The organism is Paenibacillus sp. DCT19, from assembly GCF_003268635.1.
GTDB lineage: Bacteria > Bacillota > Bacilli > Paenibacillales > Paenibacillaceae > Paenibacillus.
The window spans coordinates 5897409-5915342 of the sequence record NZ_CP029639.1; the positions used below are offsets into that span (position 1 = coordinate 5897409).

Annotated in this window: 15 protein-coding genes and 1 pseudogene; all 16 read right to left on the reverse strand. The window is 42.3% G+C overall.

Annotated elements, in window-relative coordinates:
• Positions 1 to 239: 239 nt before the first annotated feature.
• Complete coding sequence (locus DMB88_RS26905) at positions 240 to 587, reverse strand: flagellar protein FliT (protein ID WP_128103741.1); 348 nt, start codon at positions 585 to 587, stop codon at positions 240 to 242.
• Positions 574 to 975 carry a flagellar export chaperone FliS gene (fliS, locus tag DMB88_RS26910; protein ID WP_128103742.1) on the reverse strand — a complete coding sequence of 134 codons (402 nt, stop codon included), beginning with the start codon at positions 973 to 975 and terminating at the stop codon, positions 574 to 576. Before fliS ends, DMB88_RS26905 begins: the two co-directional genes overlap by 14 nt.
• A gap of 23 nt (positions 976 to 998) precedes the next feature.
• A pseudogene (gene fliD / locus DMB88_RS26920) lies at positions 999 to 2880 on the reverse strand (flagellar filament capping protein FliD).
• Positions 2881 to 2900: 20 nt separating this feature from the next.
• Positions 2901 to 3287 (reverse strand): flagellar protein FlaG, encoded by a 387-nt coding sequence (locus tag DMB88_RS26925; RefSeq protein ID WP_128103745.1) that lies wholly within the window; start codon positions 3285 to 3287, stop codon positions 2901 to 2903.
• Between the two features lie 130 nt (positions 3288 to 3417).
• A complete protein-coding gene (fliB, locus tag DMB88_RS26930; RefSeq protein ID WP_128103746.1) occupies positions 3418 to 4656 on the reverse strand; it encodes a flagellin lysine-N-methylase in 1239 nt (412 codons plus the stop codon).
• A 131-nt stretch (positions 4657 to 4787) separates the two neighbouring features.
• Positions 4788 to 6500 (reverse strand): flagellin N-terminal helical domain-containing protein, encoded by a 1713-nt coding sequence (locus tag DMB88_RS26935; RefSeq protein ID WP_128103747.1) that lies wholly within the window; start codon positions 6498 to 6500, stop codon positions 4788 to 4790.
• A gap of 145 nt (positions 6501 to 6645) precedes the next feature.
• Entirely contained in the window at positions 6646 to 6891 is a 246-nt protein-coding gene (csrA, locus tag DMB88_RS26940; RefSeq protein WP_128103748.1) for a carbon storage regulator CsrA, read from the reverse strand.
• Position 6892: 1 nt separating this feature from the next.
• Positions 6893 to 7339 (reverse strand): flagellar assembly protein FliW, encoded by a 447-nt coding sequence (locus DMB88_RS26945; protein WP_128103749.1) that lies wholly within the window; start codon positions 7337 to 7339, stop codon positions 6893 to 6895.
• 88 nt (positions 7340 to 7427) lie between these two features.
• Positions 7428 to 7997: a DUF6470 family protein gene (locus DMB88_RS26950; RefSeq protein WP_128103750.1), complete on the reverse strand. Its 570-nt coding sequence runs from the start codon at positions 7995 to 7997 to the stop codon at positions 7428 to 7430.
• Positions 7998 to 8010: 13 nt separating this feature from the next.
• A complete protein-coding gene (flgL, locus tag DMB88_RS26955; protein ID WP_128103751.1) occupies positions 8011 to 8931 on the reverse strand; it encodes a flagellar hook-associated protein FlgL in 921 nt (306 codons plus the stop codon).
• A 25-nt stretch (positions 8932 to 8956) separates the two neighbouring features.
• The gene (flgK, locus tag DMB88_RS26960; protein WP_128103752.1) at positions 8957 to 10534 is read right to left on the reverse strand and encodes a flagellar hook-associated protein FlgK; all 1578 of its coding nucleotides are present in this window, start codon (positions 10532 to 10534) and stop codon (positions 8957 to 8959) included.
• Positions 10535 to 10552: 18 nt separating this feature from the next.
• Positions 10553 to 11056: a flagellar protein FlgN gene (locus DMB88_RS26965; protein ID WP_128103753.1), complete on the reverse strand. Its 504-nt coding sequence runs from the start codon at positions 11054 to 11056 to the stop codon at positions 10553 to 10555.
• Between the two features lie 11 nt (positions 11057 to 11067).
• Positions 11068 to 11352 carry a flagellar biosynthesis anti-sigma factor FlgM gene (gene flgM, locus DMB88_RS26970; protein ID WP_128103754.1) on the reverse strand — a complete coding sequence of 95 codons (285 nt, stop codon included), beginning with the start codon at positions 11350 to 11352 and terminating at the stop codon, positions 11068 to 11070.
• Between the two features lie 263 nt (positions 11353 to 11615).
• The gene (locus DMB88_RS26975) at positions 11616 to 12023 is read right to left on the reverse strand and encodes a TIGR03826 family flagellar region protein (protein WP_128103755.1); all 408 of its coding nucleotides are present in this window, start codon (positions 12021 to 12023) and stop codon (positions 11616 to 11618) included.
• 262 nt (positions 12024 to 12285) lie between these two features.
• On the reverse strand, positions 12286 to 17574 hold the full coding sequence (locus DMB88_RS26980) for a fibronectin type III domain-containing protein (RefSeq protein ID WP_128103756.1): 5289 nt from the start codon (positions 17572 to 17574) through the stop codon (positions 12286 to 12288).
• Entirely contained in the window at positions 17571 to 17753 is a 183-nt protein-coding gene (locus DMB88_RS26985) for a hypothetical protein (protein WP_128103757.1), read from the reverse strand. Before DMB88_RS26985 ends, DMB88_RS26980 begins: the two co-directional genes overlap by 4 nt.
• Positions 17754 to 17934: the final 181 nt, after the last annotated feature.

Here is a 17934-nt window from a genome sequence, read left to right on the forward strand (position 1 = left end):
ATCAATAGGATCTAGCTGATATTGAGAATCTATTGATCTGATCGTGCGTATCAGTAGTCTAAGGCGTTCTATAACTTTTTCTTATTTGGTTATTATAGTAAAAATTCACTTATTGTGATATTCGAAGAACTATCTCTTTTGAACTTCCTAACGAAATAGCAAAAAAACCTTTCTGCACTCCCTTTGACTTAAGGCTTAATTTAGTCAAAGTTGATGCATAAGGTTTTTTTGTACCGTTCTTATTTCTTTCTATCCATCAAGTAACTATCGGGAGTGTACCCAGCTTCATACGCGCTTCGTTGCACTTTCGCCTGTCCTCGCTTATGCAACCAATCCTGGGCTTCTAGTCGGAGCGTGTTCATTCGAGCAAGAATCTCCTGATCCTGTTCCAACAGACCATTAATGACTTCTTTCTCATGTTCACTGGCTTGAACTTGAGAGAAGTGTTCAATTAACCGATCCACAATTTCTTGTCTTACTTCTGTAAAGGATTCAAGCTGCTCGTAATCCAAATCATATAAATTCGCCATAATGTCATTAGTCGTAGTTTGCAACTGACTAATACATTCGGATCTATCCATGTGCATTCACAGGTTGATCTCCCTGGCCTGCCACCAACTTAGAAGCTTGAATCCAAGTTTCACGTAATTCAGATAAATAACCTACAGCTTCTTCAGCCTTGCTTTCATCCCGATGAATGTTGGCTTCAACAAGCAAATAATTCGTGTACTCATACAAAGAATATAAGTTTTTGGAGATATCATATGACTGATTCAATGTACTCATTAATTCGCTAACAATGGTCTGGGCTTTGCCCAGATTCAGATTAGCTTTTTCAATGTCCTGCTGTTGCATTGCAGTAATCGCTGTCTTGGCAAAACGAATAGCCCCATCATATAACATGATGACTAACTGAGCTGGATTAGAAGTTTGGACAGAGGATTGACGATATTTATCATATGGAGAAGTGATCAAAAGTCTCACCCTTTATTATAAAATTAGTTACCAAATTGAGATAAGAGACTGGACGACTGTGACTGCAACTGCGTCATTGCTTTTTCCATTGCAGCAAACTGTTTATAATAACGATTCTCAGTAGCTGTAATATTACGCTGCATCGTATCAATTCTACTATTATATTCTTTCAGTTGTCTGCCCATTGGGTTTTCCGCACTAAATGTGCTCGTCAGATCTGTCGTAAAACGGTTCGTACCTGAACGATCAGATATCCGTTGAATTGCAGTAGAAGCTTTGTCTGCTAATTTATCGAATAAACCGTCGTTTGGAGAAGAAACTGGTCCTTGGAATACATCAATCACTGCCTGTGGATTGGTACTAATCATTTTTGAGCTTAGCCTCATCTTTTATAATGAGTTTACCATTCTCTGAATATGTTCCCGTAGTAATCCCCATCGCACTGAGAGGCCCAAGCACTCCTGTGATTACACTTCGCATATCTGACAGAACTGACTTGATGATATCATTATTTTTCAGCATTCCGCTCTTCGCTTTTTCAGTCCATGCCAGAATCTCAGATTCTTTCATTTCTTTTTTATTTTCGTCTGTGAGTGGTCTAAAATCGTTATATCTGGTTTCTCTAATGGTTGAGTTCAATGATTCAATAAGTTTGTTGTAATCATTAATGAAACCTTTGATCGTCTCAAGTGCTTTGTCTGGATCAGTTTGGTTTTTTATAATGACAGGGTTATTAGCCGCTGTTTCCTCTAGCATTGTCAATTGTACACCATTAATGGTAAAGGTATTGGTTCTAATATTATTAATCTTTTGACCATTTACCTCAACAATAGCATTTCTACCTACCATATCTTGTCCATCTTTATCTTTGGCTAATGTCAAAGGAGTAGCACTTTCTTTGACAGGCTCTGCTCCCTTAAATAGAGCAAAGAATTCATAAGACTTACCACCTAGTTTGATTTCATCTCCACCATTAGCGGGGACAAAACTTAGCTTACCTTGATCGAAACTTGCAGTTACCTTTGCATTTGTATTATCGTTAATTTCATCTAGTATACTCTGAATTGATTCTGTGTCTTTGAACTCGAACTTCTCACCATTGATACTAAAACTATACGTTTTAGCCGCTGCCCCTGGTTCCGGCGCTTTACCATCAAGTAATGTCTTTAAGTCAGCCAGCGTCTTGTCTGCTGTAACAGTTGTTCCTGCTCCTTTTGTTTCTACACTCGTTCTCTTAGAGAACAAAGCAAGGATAGAGTTACTGTCCGACGGAGTCTTAATATCTACCTTGCCTTCGGCTCCCCCTGACTTTGAAGCAAAAGAGAGTTTACCTGTGGCTTCATCATAACTTGCAACAACATCCGCCCTCGCATCAGCATTAATAACCGAAATCAAAGATGCAATTGAAGTGGTACCTTTGAATTTATCTTTAAAGTTCACACCATTAATCGTTATATCGAATTTTTTCGCATCGTACTCCGCTCTCTCTGTTGCACTCAAACTAGAGAGATCAACACCATCTAGAGACGCTAAGGTCGTGTTAGGACTAATCCCGGAGCCTAAACCTGATGTTTCGAGTGTCCTAGCTACTGCCAATTTTTCAACACTAACTCTCATTTCAGCCATTGTTGCACTTGCACTCGCTTCCGCTTTAACCGCCGTTGTATTACCCGACACTACTGATTTATTCGCATTAAGCGCCGACGAAACACCATACTTATCCGTTAATTTATTGGCACGAAAGTCATATAACTTACTACTTACCTCACGATAGCTTTCACGCTGCCATTGCAAAATCTGTTTATCTTGGTTCAATCGATCCAGTCGCAGATTTTTGGTAGCCATCATGCTCTTGACCATACTATCGATATCCATACCTGAAAAACCGTTAACGCGTGTAACCATTGTACACCTCCAGATCTATGTTATATCTTCTCGTCGACTAAAATTCCGGCAAGCTCCATCATTTTAGCAACCAAATCCAATGTTTTCTCAGGAGGAATCTCACGGATCAGTTCCCCTGTATCTCTATTAAGTACTTTGACCATAATTTCATGTGTTTTCTCGTGGATACTAATATCCAAAGTCGTTTGCGGCCCTTGCAGGGATTTCACGGCATTCTCAATCGTTCTAATCAATTGTTCTTGACCAATAGATAAGGAAGCTCCTTGCTTCTCCAACTGACTCAAGCTCAAACCTTTAGTCACATTTGAGTTCAAGTCTCCTCGTTGCATCTCAGATGCTGAAGATGTATCCCCTTGTTGACTGACAGATGATGACGTATTAGCGGATAATGAGAACTGTACATTCATCTCTACCACTACCTCCGGCTGCATATTTACTTTTTATATCGGTTATAATCACGTTTCTCATTAGAGCTATATGAAAAATATGTATAAAAAGACCTCGGATAATATCAAGGCCTTTGTATGAACAGGATATTTAATTTTTGATCATAATAGACATATAAGCCATGGATTTAAAATTATTATCTTCTAATAAAGCAAGTACATTATTCAGATAATTTGAGTTATGCTCCACTGTTTTGGCAAAGGATTGTACAAGTTTCACTACAATATCCGTAGTTAAACCTTTATGGAAGCCTGACATACCAATCAAATGCAGTTTAATCATAGAAAAGTGTACTACCATCATAACATAATCGTCGTATACCTGACCTCGTCCAAATGGGAAAAGATTTTTGAAAACATAATTCACAAGATAGTTTTCCAAAATATATTCATGCTCATCCATGAAAGGAGTATAATACTCTTCACTAGCAGTCTTATACCTTTCTGCAATTTCCTGCTCAGTAGAATCCTCAGTATACATAATGCCGTTCAATGTTTCTATAACACATTCCATATATCTCCCATTTTTCAATCCATGACCAAATCGATAATCCATAAGCTCTTTACAAAGCTTAAGCTGCACACTGTTGTTAGTCGGTATGTCCATTAATGAATTCTTCGTACTAGGATCCTCCAACATTCTTGAATATAAGGAAATTGTATCAAGGACTGCCTCATAGTTTCCGTCGTTAATTTGGGATTGAATTTTTTGATAGAACAGACCTAGAAATATTAGTCTTTCAGATAATGTATAAGTACGTCTTTGCAATACTTGAATAGTAAAAATTCTCAAATCCCAAAAGTGCGCTATTAGTTTATTTTTCCCATTAGGATTATCCGTAATAATTTGCTTGTTAACCCATACTTTATTGTCCAATGCTTCTTCAATTTCATAGAATTGGATTCCTTCCGACTTCAACAACGTAAGCCGTGCAGCCTCAGGACAAGATAAGGTTGTTGATTTTTCAAGTACTCCATCTATGCTGTTAATGCTCCTTGGATAACTACTGCAGACATTAGACAAGTAGTCTTCTCCTAAACCAAGTTGAATTTTGCATAAATTCTCTTCGGAAAGAAAACCACATCTCCCCTGTTCATCCATATTAATTTTCGCATATCTGTGAACACTCGGCTCTGAACGATGTCTGGAAATATTTTTATCAAATAATGGCTTAAATTCGATATTACGAGACTTAGCATATTTTTTATACGTCTGCTGATCGATATCTACTCTCCAGCCGATGCAACATGAATCTTCACACGCAGATCCGATACAGGCAAACTCCTGCATGTATTCCGGCACTAGAATCGTTCTATTTTTAACGGTCATGTACTCTACTCCTTATTCACCTTTTGTAAATAAAAATAGATACCCTCACGTGGAAGATATCTATTTTAACTTGCAAATCATTAAGCTTCCGAAGGAATTGGATAACCAATTCCTCCAGAAAGAGATTGAAATTAACGAAGCAATTGCAGAACGCCTTGCGGTTGTTGGTTTGCTTGAGCCAACATCGCTTGAGCTGCTTGAGCCAAGATGTTGTTTTTCGTTTGGGACATCATTTCTTTCGCCATGTCTACGTCACGGATACGGGATTCTGCTGCAGTCAGGTTCTCGGAAGAAGTTCCCAAGTTGTTGATTGTGTGCTCCAGACGATTTTGAACAGCACCCAATTTGGAACGCTCGCTGGAAACAGAAGCAATTGCTTTGTCTACAACAGTAATCGCGTTAGCAGCATTAGTTGAGCTTGTCAAATCAAGAGCTTTTTCTGCATTCGTATTGTTTGTTCCATCTGTAACATTGTTTGCTGCAGAGAAACCTGCACCATTTCCTACGATACCCAGAGCCGATGCACGCATATCATTTACACCCAGTGCCAAGGACTGATGCTCGTTCGCACCAATTTGGAACGAAGCAGATTTATCAGCATACACAGCACCTACTGTATCAGTAACGGATTTGTTAGCCATTTCAAGATCAAATGTTCCTTCAAATGTTCCTGTAGCAGTAGCAGCGATATCTAATTTGAACGAAACGCCATTAGCATTGTAAGTGAGTGAATCTCCTTGTTCAAGTGAGAATTCAGTACTTGTCAATTCGGTAGTTCCATCTGCTTTCAAGAACGTAACTGTTGCTTTATCGCCTGCTTTTGCCCACTCAATTTTAACTTTTGATGCATCAGCCAACAATTGATTACTACTACCATCAACTACAAGATTCGAAAGAGTTGAGTCTGCTGTTCCAGTGTTAGTAAAGCCTTGCATACCTGAGTTAGTGCTGATTGCACCACCACTTACCAGAGTAGTTCCATCCGCGCCGCCTGTTACACCTGCAGCTTTATCCAAGTCAACAGTAACTGCATCTCCAGCCTTCCATGATGCAGCCTGTTCCTGGCTGAAGGAGAAAGAAACGCCATGGTTATTATAGCTGTAGGTTTTAGTCGAAGCATCGTAAGCAACATCATCAGCGTTTACTGTCAGAGTTTTGTCATCACCATCTTTTGCATTGGTAATATCTACAGTAAATTTACCATCAGTACCTTTAGTAATTTTCAATTCCTGATTAGTAGTAGCGCCATCCAATTTTGCCCAATCAAAACCGTTATCTGCTGTACCTGTAAATGCAATATCGAATTTCGCTTGTGGTGATCCTGTCCATGACACAGGGTTGTCACCTACAACCACTGTTTGGCCTTTAGCCAGGCTTACAGTTGTTGTCGTACTAGTTCCTGGGGAAACCAAAGATTTTTCAGACAAATCACCGTTCAGCAATTTCTTGGTGTTGAACTCAGTAGTGTTACCGATACGGTTGATCTCGGAAGTCAACTGGTTCATTTCTTTTTGCAGTTCTTCACGGTCTGGAGTTGTATTTGTATCATTGGAAGATTGAACTGCAAGCTCACGCATACGTTGCAGGATGGAGTGAGTTTCGTTCAATGCACCCTCAGCTGTTTGGATCAAAGAGATACCATCTTGAGCGTTACGAGTAGCTTGATCCAAACCACGGATTTGTCCACGCATTTTTTCGGAAATTGCCAAACCTGCAGCATCGTCACCAGCACGGTTGATGCGAAGACCGGAAGACAATTTTTCGATGTTTTTGTTTGTGTTAAGTGTGTTAGTGCTCAGTTGGCGGTGTGTGTTCAACGCCGCGATATTGTGGTTGATAATCATTAGAAATTTCCTCCCTGAAAATAAGTTAGTTCCACATCCTTGTGGTAAACGCCGCGACATTAAGGTCGGCCGCCCTGCCGAAGCAGCGTCTAAATTATATATCGACGAGAGGTGTGCAAGTGTTTATAGCAAAATGGAATATTTTTTAATCTTTTTTAAATTCAGAATTACGTAGACGCTCCATAAATGCCTCAACATTTGCGGCAAGCGGAGTAGCAGACTCCCGGTTAGCTTCTTGAATGGATGCATATATTTCCTGACGATAGATATCAATATGTTTGGGTGCGGAAATGCCAATTCTCACTGTATCCCCTTCTACCGCTAGCACTGTAACTTCAATCTGATCCTGGATGATGATAGACTCGCCTTTTTTTCGTGACAATACGAGCATCTTACACACCTCCCTTGGCAGATTCCAATTGTTCTTCAGGCCAGATCAGACAACGAGTCTCATACCCTGATTGATGTAATACGACCTGCTTCCCTGTTCGGTTCTCTGGATTTAAAACAACAGGGGCAAGAAGATTCATCGTAGATCGGTTAACCTGCGTATGGATCGTGACCATCGAATAGACCTCAACCTGGTCTCGAATCTCAAGTTCTTCCCGATCTGCCTCAGGTAATTCAAAGCTGTATCCATGAGAAAACAGGAAGGGATTAACAAGCAGGAAAGAAAGCTCCGACTGCTGAAGAGATTGTAGATATACAAAGGGAGTATCTTCCCATGGTATTAGTGCAAATTGGTGCTCATCATCAAATCCGGGCAAACCTTTAGAGAAGGAATAAATCACTTCCTCCTGCACTTCGATCTCGCCCCACATGCTTGTCTGAATTTTCATATTAACGAAGCCTCCTAAACGAAGATTTTACGCAAAAAGAGCTGTAGATGTCTGCTTCAAGACTGTCTACAGCTCTACTCTATAGTTGTTACATTCCGACATCAATAGCTGGTGGTGTATATTGTATCGATGCATACTGCTTCACATAGATGTCCAGTTTACCACGTTGATACTCAATTTCAGGTCGATTGACCGTAACATTCATCTCTGAAACGGCTGGTGTGTAATTAAGTTCCGGAGCACGGACATTAACACGAACATCTACATTATCAATAGATGCTGGCCCTCGCATTTCAGGAAACGACGTCCCTTGCCAATCCTCACCAATAATATTAGCAATCGTATTACCTGGTTTATGAATCTCAGCCAGTTGATCTCCTTGTTGAACACGATTAGCGATGTTTTGCAAAAAAATCTGCTGAATACCCGAATAAATTCGAGCATTCATATCAATCATATTTCCACCATTATAGGCTGCAAATGCTTTTGATTGATCAACATTTAGCTCTGGAGCATGACTTCGAACCGTTAACTTGGCAGGTCTTGTCTGAAGCTGTACATCCGCCTTAGGCTGGCGCAATGAAAACTGTCCTAGATCAGCATCTATGCTCAAGAGAGATGGAGTTGTTCTAATCTGAACAACAGGAAGAGTACTCATACAGCTCCTCCTTTTATCTCAAGAAGTCCACAAGAGACGGTGATATAATTTTGGATCCCGCTGATAAAGAAGCGTTGTATATATTTTCCTGAATTTTAGACTTCATGATAAGCTCAGCATAATCGGCATCCTCAACCTTCGCCTGAAGATCGGTCAAATTCACACCCAGATCATCCAAACGTCCCATCATTAAGTCAATTCGATTCGTTTTGGCTCCAATCTCTGAGCGGATGGCCAGCATTTTGTCCATTCTACTATCAATGGTACCGAGTTGATTGGATAATTCCTTCTGATCCCCATCTGATAATGCTTGAATGATGGTATTCAAAACTACAAAAAGATTATCATCTTCATCTTCATTTCCGAATGCCTCATTACCTGTTACGTTGATAGGTAACTGGACACTTTCGCCTACAATAAAATTGATTTTCCCTGTATCAGTAATAACAGAAGCCGCATCTGTCGTGTCAGAAGCCCCATTTGCATCTTTGGTAAATTGGTAAGGTTTAATGTCGTATGTCTCACCATTGAATATATATTTACCATTCAGTTTACTATTGGCTACATCAATGAGCTGTTCTTTCAACTGACTAACTTCTTCTTTGATGCTATCGAGGGCAGATTGCGGGTTCGTTCCAGTAGATGCTTGTACAGTCAACTCACGCAAACGCTGAACGATACTTCCCGCCTGATCCATGACAGTATCGTTAAAATCCAACCAAGATGTCGCACTATCAACATTCTTCTGATATTGCTCGTTCGACGCCAGTTCGGCACGGTAACGTAGAGAGTAAGTAATACCTACCGGATCATCTGAAGGCTTGTTAATTTTCATGCCGGTCGCCATCTGAGTCTGCGTATTATTCATCTGCTGTGCATTGCGGTTCAAGTTCAATAGCAATTGGGAACTAAGCATGTTATTCGTTATTCTCATGGTCTAGTTATGCCACTCCCTTCTATTATCTGCCTACTGTACCAGTAGAGTTAATTAATTTATCAAGTAATTCATCATATGTGGTCATAAATCGCGCGGATGCGCTATATGCATGCTGGAATTTGATCATATTCGCCATCTCTTCATCCAGCGATACGCCACTAACTGATTGGCGACGAGTTTCCACTTGCTGCACCAAAAACTCTGTGTTCGATGTTTGACGTGCAGCTTCCTGAGATTGAACCCCCAGTTGTCCAACAATTGCACTAAATTGTGCACCAATGGTTGCATTGCGTAGACCGTCGGCAGATTGCATAGGTGTATCCTTCAAATTAGCAATGAGAATAGCAAGTGTGTTGTTCCCTTTTACTAAGGTTTCTGCGCCAGAAGCATCTGTCACTGTACGCAAAGATGACGAAATCTTGTTCGGATCTGCTACAATAGCTGCATTTAACGAAATGTTACCAGCCGTTATTCCGGTGTATACCGGATTAGCCGGATCTGTACCCGCTACTGTGAAAAATGGAATTCCTGGAGATGTCCCTCCATCCAGACTATATCCAAGCTGATGCAGTCCGTTAAAACCTTTGACAATAACGTCTTTTAAATCTGTTTTGAGAATACGATCGTCCCCAGAATAAGTAACGCCATCGATAACCGTATTTTCAGGCAAAACAGAACCAGCAGGGATTGTAATTTTGATATCGCCATTTGCGAGCGTATTAGCAAGTTCATCCATTTGTTTCCGGTAATCGCTCACTAGGGTGTCTCGGGACTTAATCATCCCGTGGACCTCACCATTGGTGAGTGTTCCTGCAGTATAAGCTGTGTTCAGAAAATCGGAAGTTACCTCCGTCGTTACAGCTCCACCAGTAACAAGGGCTTCACCATTCATTTGGATCTGGTAACCTTGTGGAGAATCAGTAACTGTAATATTCATAATCTTGGACAACTTATCTGTCATTAAATCACGTTGGTCACGTAGATCGTTGGCATTGTCGCCAAGCGACTCAACCTTCACAATAGCACTATTCAGGTTAGCAATGTTGCCAAGGTATCCTTGAACTTCGTTTGCCTTCACCTCAATATTGCTATTCAAGTCCTGACTTAACGCGTCCAATTGACGGCTAATCTGATTCATCGCATCTGTTAGAGCCAGCGTCGTTTCTTTTACAATTCGGCGTGCTGTAACATCTTCTGGATTCTTACTTAGATCAGACCATGATTTATAGAAGTTATCCATAACAGTACGGAAACCCGTGTTAGAGGGTTCATTTACAATCGCTTCAAGTTTCTCTAAGGTATCACGCTGGATGGACCAGCTTCCGAAATTCGTATTTTCGTTGCGAAATTGATCATCAAGAAATTTCTCACGTACACGAGTAATTGAGCTGAACTCCACCCCTGTACCAAGTTGGCCAGGTGTTGTTGTGTGCAGGAATGCAAACGGCTCCATAGGAATAGCTGCCTGCATATTTACTTTTTGACGTGAGTACCCTTCTGTATTCGCATTCGCTACGTTATGGCCTGTTGTGCTAAGAGCTGTCGTCTGTGTGAACAAACTGCGTTTAGCCGTTTCGATTGAATGAAATGTAGATGCCACTTAGTTTCCCCCTAATGTTCAGGCACGCGTGTCAAACAGACCGATTCGCCCTGGATTGCCGTTCTTATCGGCAGGATGCTGATATGTGGCATCCTGTTCTGGTCTTGAAGCGAAGATGTCCATCGAAAGGTCGATAAACATCAAGGACTGCTCGATCAGCTTTTGATTCAATTGGTTGATTTCCTTCAATTCTTGTAATGTTCCCGCAAGCTTCTTCTGAACCTCGAGTAATCGCTGCTTGTCAGCCGGATCAAAAATCAATTTGGAAATTTCGGTAATGTTCAGATTCAACATGGATTTGATTCCCCGCTCCTGAAGCAGTTCGTGCACAGCACGCTGTCGTTCAGTCTCCAATGGCTCCTGCTGCTTCATAAACCTAGATTCCTTGTTCAGAACGGCAATGAGTTCATCCACATCGTTCTTGACGATCACCTGTCGCTTGATCTCGCTAAGTGCCAGCATGTCGCGGTGACTTTGTTCCATTTGCTGCAATACTGCAATTAATCTGTCCAGTGCTGCCATTACATGATCACCTATTCCTTATCAAAAGACTTAAAGTACGGCAGCAACTTGTCGGCAAGTTTACTGCTGTCTACCTGATATGTTCCTGAGCTCACTTGCTCTTTCAACTGTTGGATACGCTCCAAACGTCCTACATCCTGTGTACGACCTTGTTCCTCAAGCATCTTCATCGCCTCCGGAGAAATGGATACCTCGTCCTTACGGCGGCTTTTCTTAGCCTCAGCCTGCTGATTGGATTCAACGTTCCTCTGATATGAATTGATAGCACCAATTCGATTTGGTTCATTGATCTTCATGTGAACTACACTTCCTTCCACCTTAGGATTTTTAGATTATAGAATGATACGTTTTCAGCAATGCCGAAGATTCTCTAATCATCAGAAAAACTACTACTACCTGTGGTCTTTCTTCCTTGGGTTACATCGATATTCGCTTTTCTTACTTTATCTTTACGTTATCAAATAATTAGGATAATAAAAAAAACCGATAATCTTTAATAAGTTTATCGGTACGTTCCAAAACATTTGTTATAGCAAATCACGTAATTAAGCCCTGATTCCTATGAATCGCGCAGTTTGTCGACAGCATTATAGGTTCGTCCGCCTAGATTATTGTTCTCCTTCTGACCTACTTCGCGAGCCGCCCCGGCCAAATCCTTGGTCAATCGGTTACGACAAGAGTCGCACATATGACCTTCACGAATCAAGGTACCGCACACTTCACAAGGATACATCATATTCGGGGCGTTTTCGATGGAAATCCGTCCCTCCCGAATAAACTTGGTGATCTGCTTAATCGAAATCTCCGTTGCATCAGACAATTCCTGAATATTAGCACCTTTATTCTCACGTAAGTAGTCTACACAAGTCTGGTATTCTAACTCTATTTCTTTAATACAGTTTGCGCATACTTCCCGGATATTTATTGCATATAATCGACCACAGCGAGGACAATTACCCAGATTCATCGCTTAAACGCCCCTCTCACACTTTCATTCCGCATGGATAATATCTATAGATTACCTTATTTTCTCATATCAAGTCCATAGGGATTCGCGAAATAAAAGAGAGGAATATGGTGCATAACTACGCAACCTTATTCCTCTCTTCCAAATGTTTTATTCTAATCTTTCATAAATTCAACCTGCGTATGTGTGTAACTTCTATAAAAAGAAGTACAACCTAGTCTCTGAACTAAAGGATAATTTAACATCCAAGACAGTATGGACTTTAGTTCAACGTCGTTCTCACACTTAGGATTGAGGACCAGATGCTTGTATTTTGCTCATTGAATGCCCGGATGCGGTATCTGTGCAAGCTTGAAGGCAGCAACTCTACGTGTGCCCACGATGGATCCGTCGTAATTGCAACAACCTGACCATCTGCTTCAATCTCATACGACGATGCGCCCGCAATAGAATCCCAAGTCAATGAAACACTTGTTTTGTCCGCGGTACCTTTGAGCACCGGGGTTGCAAGTTGTGTAGTCTGTATCAGAGATTCACTCCAAGCGCCTGCACCGATCGAATTTTTGGCACGAATCCGGAAGGTGTGCTCTGTGTTTGGTGTAAAGTTATTGCGTGAATACGTTGTTCCTGTTACAGCTACAACAACACCATCAACCTCAAGGTCATAACCACTAGCTCCTATAGCCGCATTCCATCGTATGGCAATGGCGTTAGCTGTTGTTGTATTTACACTTAAACCAGAAACCACTGCTGGCAACGTACTTGAAGAATATATCGCTGTCCAGGCACTGCTATTATTTTCTGTTAATGCACGTACACGGTATTTATGAACTGTCCCACCAAGTAAATCACGGTGTGTGTATGTCGGTTCACTTACACGATCTACAACGACTCCATCTGCTTCAATCTCATATGCTGTTGCATCTGCAATTGGAGCCCAGTTTAAAGTAATTGCTGTTTCTTCTGATGTCGTTTTGACAACAGGCACACTAAGCTGAGTATAGGCTGTTACAATCTCGCTCCAGACACCCGTTCCAGCAGCATTTTTGCCGCGGATACGGAAGGTATGCTCTGTATTAGGTAGTAGACCACTCTTCGTGTAGGCTGTGCCAGAAACGGAAAGAACTTGACCATCAATTTCCAAGTCATAACCTGTTGCACCCGTCACTGTATTCCACTTCATCGCGATTGCAATAGTCGTTGCATTGCTCACGCTTAGCGCCGATACTGTACCCGGCAGACTAGACTGAGTTAATTTAGCCGTCCATGCACTGGAATTGTCATCTGTTAATACTCGAATCCGATACGTGTGTACTGTGCCAGGAAGCAAGTTAGAATGCACGTATGAAGGTTCGGTTACTGTATCAACTACAACTCCGTCGGCTTCAATCTCATAACTCGTTGCATCTTTGATTTCTGCCCAAGTGAGAGTAATAGTCGTTGCTTCTGATGCAGCCTTCAATACTGGTGTATTAAACTGTGTTTTCGCTTGAATGACATCGCTCCACGCTCCCACACCAGCGGCATTTTTGGATCTGATCCGGAAGGTATGCTCTGTGTTTGTGATCAAGCCCGTTTTGTTATAAGCTACGCCTGATACAGGTACCACTACACCATCAATCTCTAGATCATATGCAGTTGCTCCTGTGACAGCGTTCCATTTTAATGCAATGGCTGTATTGGTCACAGAAGTGGTACTGAGTCCTGATACCGAACCTGGTATTGTATTCTGTGTAAGGACAGCCGTCCAAGCACTGGCATTGGTGTCCGTCAATGCTCTAACACGATATTTATGAACAGTTCCTGCAAGTAACTTATTATGCACATAGGTTGGCTCATCCACAGTGCCTACGATGGTACCATCTGCTTCAATTTCATATGCGGTTGCATCTTTAACCTCTGCCCATGTCAAGGTAACCGAGGTCTCTTCAGACATTGCTTTCAAAGCTGGTGTAGTAAGCAGCGTCGTGCCCGCTAACAGTTCACTCCATGCACCAACACCTGCTGCATTTTTGGAACGAATCCGGAAGGTATGATCTGTATTCGCACCTAATCCACTCTTCGTATACACTAATCCGCTAACTGATACAACCGTACCGTCAATCTCCAGATCATAACCGGTAGCGCCAGTCACTGCATTCCATTTCAATGCAATGGCAGCACTTGTTGTAGAAGTAACGTTCAGACCGGTTACTGATCCCGGTAATGTACTTTGTGTCAAAATAGCTGTCCAGATACTGCTATTGGTATCGGTCAATGCGCGTACTCGATACTTGTGGGCAGTACCCGGAAGGATATCCTCATGGGTGTATTTAGGATTAGTAACGGTTCCAACGACAACCCCATCGGCTTCAACTTCATACTTGGTCGCATCGGTAACCTCTGGCCATGTAATCGTGATTGCCGTCTCCACAGATGCTGCCTTCAGTACAGGCACACTCAACTGTGTTACACCTGTCACCAGATCACTCCATGCACCCACACCTGCTGCATTTTTGGAACGAATTCGGAAGGTATGATCCGTATTCGCACCTAGACCACTTTTCGTATACACTAATCCGCTAACTGATACAACCGTGCCGTCAATCTCCAGATCGTACCCAGTTGCTCCTGTCACCGCATTCCATTTCAGTGCAATGGCTGCGCTTGTTGTAGAAGTAATTGTGAGGCCTGTAACAGAGCCTGGTAGAGTATTTCGAGATAGAACAGCTGTCCACGCACCTGTGTTATCTTCTGTTAACGCACGCACACGGTATTTATGTGCTGTTCCAGGCAACAAGTTGCCATGTTGGTACGTCGGTTCACTTACCGTTCCTACAATGATTCCGTCTGCCTCAATCTCATATTTCGTAGCATCTGTAACATCAGGCCAGGTTAATGTAATCGACGTTTCTTCGGATGTACCTGTCAATACAGGTGTATTAAGCATCGTTGTGCTAAGAATTGCTTCACTCCATGCGCCCACTCCAGCGGCATTCTTGGAACGTACGCGGAACGTATGATCCGTATTCGCCCCTAGGCCACTCTTCGTATAAACCAATCCGCTGACCGGCACAACCGTGCCATCAATTTCTAGGTCATATCCGGTTGCACCCGTAACTGCGTTCCATTTCAGCGCAATAGCTACGTTCGTTACCGAAGTTACATTTAACCCTGTCACAGATCCGGGCAATGTATTTTGCGACAAAACAGCAGTCCATGCACTCGTGTTCGTTTCTGTCAAAGCACGTACGCGGTATTTATGTGCTGTTCCAGGTAACAAATTCATATGTTGATATGTCGGTTCATTAACCGTACCTACAATGATTCCATCTGCCTCAATTTCATACTTTGTTGCATCAGCTACATCGGCCCAAGTTAATTTAATAGCTGTTTCTTCTGAAGCTGCTTTCAACACTGGTGTGTTTAGTAGCGTGGTTGCTGTAATCACTTCGCTCCATGCACCTACACCTGCTGCATTTTTGGAACGTACGCGGAAGGTGTGCTCTGTATTGGCTGCAAGTGCCGTTTTGTTATACGTCAATGCACTGACTGGGATGATAGTTCCATCAATCTCCAGATCATACCCAGTTGCTCCTGTTACTTTGTTCCACTTCACTGCTAAAGTTGTATTGGTGGCCGTAGTCACAATCAGACCTGCAACAGAATCAGGTAGCGTGCTTTGTGTTAATACCGTTGTCCATGCACTAGTATTATTCACCGTGGCAACACGTACACGATATTTGTGAGATGTACCCGGCAATATATCCAGATGTGTGAATGTCGGCTCTGTAACAGTGGATACCACTCCATCCGCTTCAATCTCATATTCGGTAGCATCCGGTATAGCCGGCCATGTTAGTGTTATAGCCTTTTCTTCTGCTGTGGCCTTTAATACAGGTGTATTAAACTGCGTTAAACTTGTTACAGGCTCACTCCATGCCCCTGCCCCTGCAGTGTTCTTCGAGCGAATTCGGAAGGTGTGCTCTGTATTGGCTTCAAGCGCTCTCTTCGTGTATGTCGAACCTGTAACTGCAACCGTCGCTCCATCAATTTCTAGATCATACCCCGTAGCACCTGATACAACATTCCATTTCAACGTGATCGCTGCATTCGTTGTCGCACTAACCACTAGTCCGTCAACGGAACCTGGTAACGTATTTTGTGCTTTGATCGCTGACCATGCACTTGTGTTGTTCTCACTGATTGCTCGTACACGATATTTATGCGCTGTTCCCGGTGTGAGTCCTGAATGTGAATAGATCAGCTCTTCTATCCCTTCAACAATAACTCCATCTGCCTCAACTTCGTATGAGGTAGCCCCCTCAACTGCTGCCCAAACAAGAATAACCTCTTCTTGAGAAGGACTAGTCTCAACTACAGGTGTGGTCATCTGGGTAATGCCTGTGATGGAATCACTCCAGCTTCCTGCTCCACCCGCATTTTTAGGTCGAATTCTAACACTATACTCTGTATTTGCTGTCAGTCCTGTTTTGCTATACGTAGTTCCAGTAACAGCTGTAATTGCTCCATTGATCTCAAGGTCATATCCTGTAGCCCCCTTAACCCCTGCCCAAGCCAGAGTCAGCTTATTCAGGGTCGCATCGGTAACCATCAATCCATCGGCACGATCCGGTACCGTTAGCTGACTTACAGATTTACTCCATGCACTTTCATTGGTAGCTGAGAAGGCCTTCAGCGTGTAGGTGTGTGTTGAATTAGCTTCTAGCCCCTCATGCACGTAGGAGCTCACATTCCCGATTTCAATCGGTGTGCCACCATCAATCTGTAATTGGTAACGCTCTGCGAATTCTACTGCCTTCCACTCAATCGTATTTTTACTTTCTTCGGAATTTACTTTCAGCACTGGCTTCTCCAGTGAAGTTGTGATTACAAACGGCTCACTCCACTGTCCTGTTCCTATGGTGTTAATCCCACGCACTCTGTAAGTGTATGTAGTATTCGGTTTAATTGGAGTGGTTTGATATTGCACCCCAAAAAACGGTTCTTTCACTTCACCATTTTCTTCAATCTCATATTGCACCGCTTGGTCAGCAGCATTCCATTTCACATTAATTGCCGTATCACTTGCAGTCGCCGCTAAATCAGTAGGCGTAGCTGGAACTGTAGTAATCGGTGTCTTAATGCCGGTTTCTTTCACAAAACTAAAGGATTCTGCTTTTCGAGTATAATACGGATTCAGGTTGGAGACGAAATCAACCACCTTACCTGTGTCGGCATTAATAACCAAACTGAGTTGCGCTGTTTCAAAACTTTGCACATATCTGGGTGTCTCCAAACCCAATTCATCCACCTTGGAAATATTCCAGTATCCGGGCTCCATCCCAGACTGTCTGTACTCCATAACGCTGTAATACTCCCATACCTCATTGAAATCAATAAGAAATGCATTATTCACTGTGCCAGCGTAAGTTGACGTATACGAGCCGAATGTTACGTTGGTAATGTCCTTTACCGTCCCCTGAATTGACTGACTTCTTGAAAAAGAATATCCCTTAGCTGAAAAGCTGTACGATCTCACCCAACCCAGATCAATTGGTTCCTGATTCACGCTGATTGTGTCGCCCTGCCGTGAGAGGACATAACGATAATCCTTATCAGATGATACAATCGTACCGCTCGCTGCATGTGCACGGTTCCCCCGTACACGCCAAACTGTCCGAATACCAGTACAAATACTAGTAAACGGACAGTCCATACATACAATCCATTTTTTCGTCTTGCAACCACCGTTCTTCTCCCCTTCAAATAGATATATTGTGCCCCTCCCGAAGCTGTCACCTGTGGTAAATGGCAGAATTATCTATTCTACACTATTACAGCAATCCCTCTTTTTTGCATGGAAATTTTTTCTTAATTGTAAACTCTCATCATTATTTCGTTAAACAACTGATATTCAAAATGATTTTAA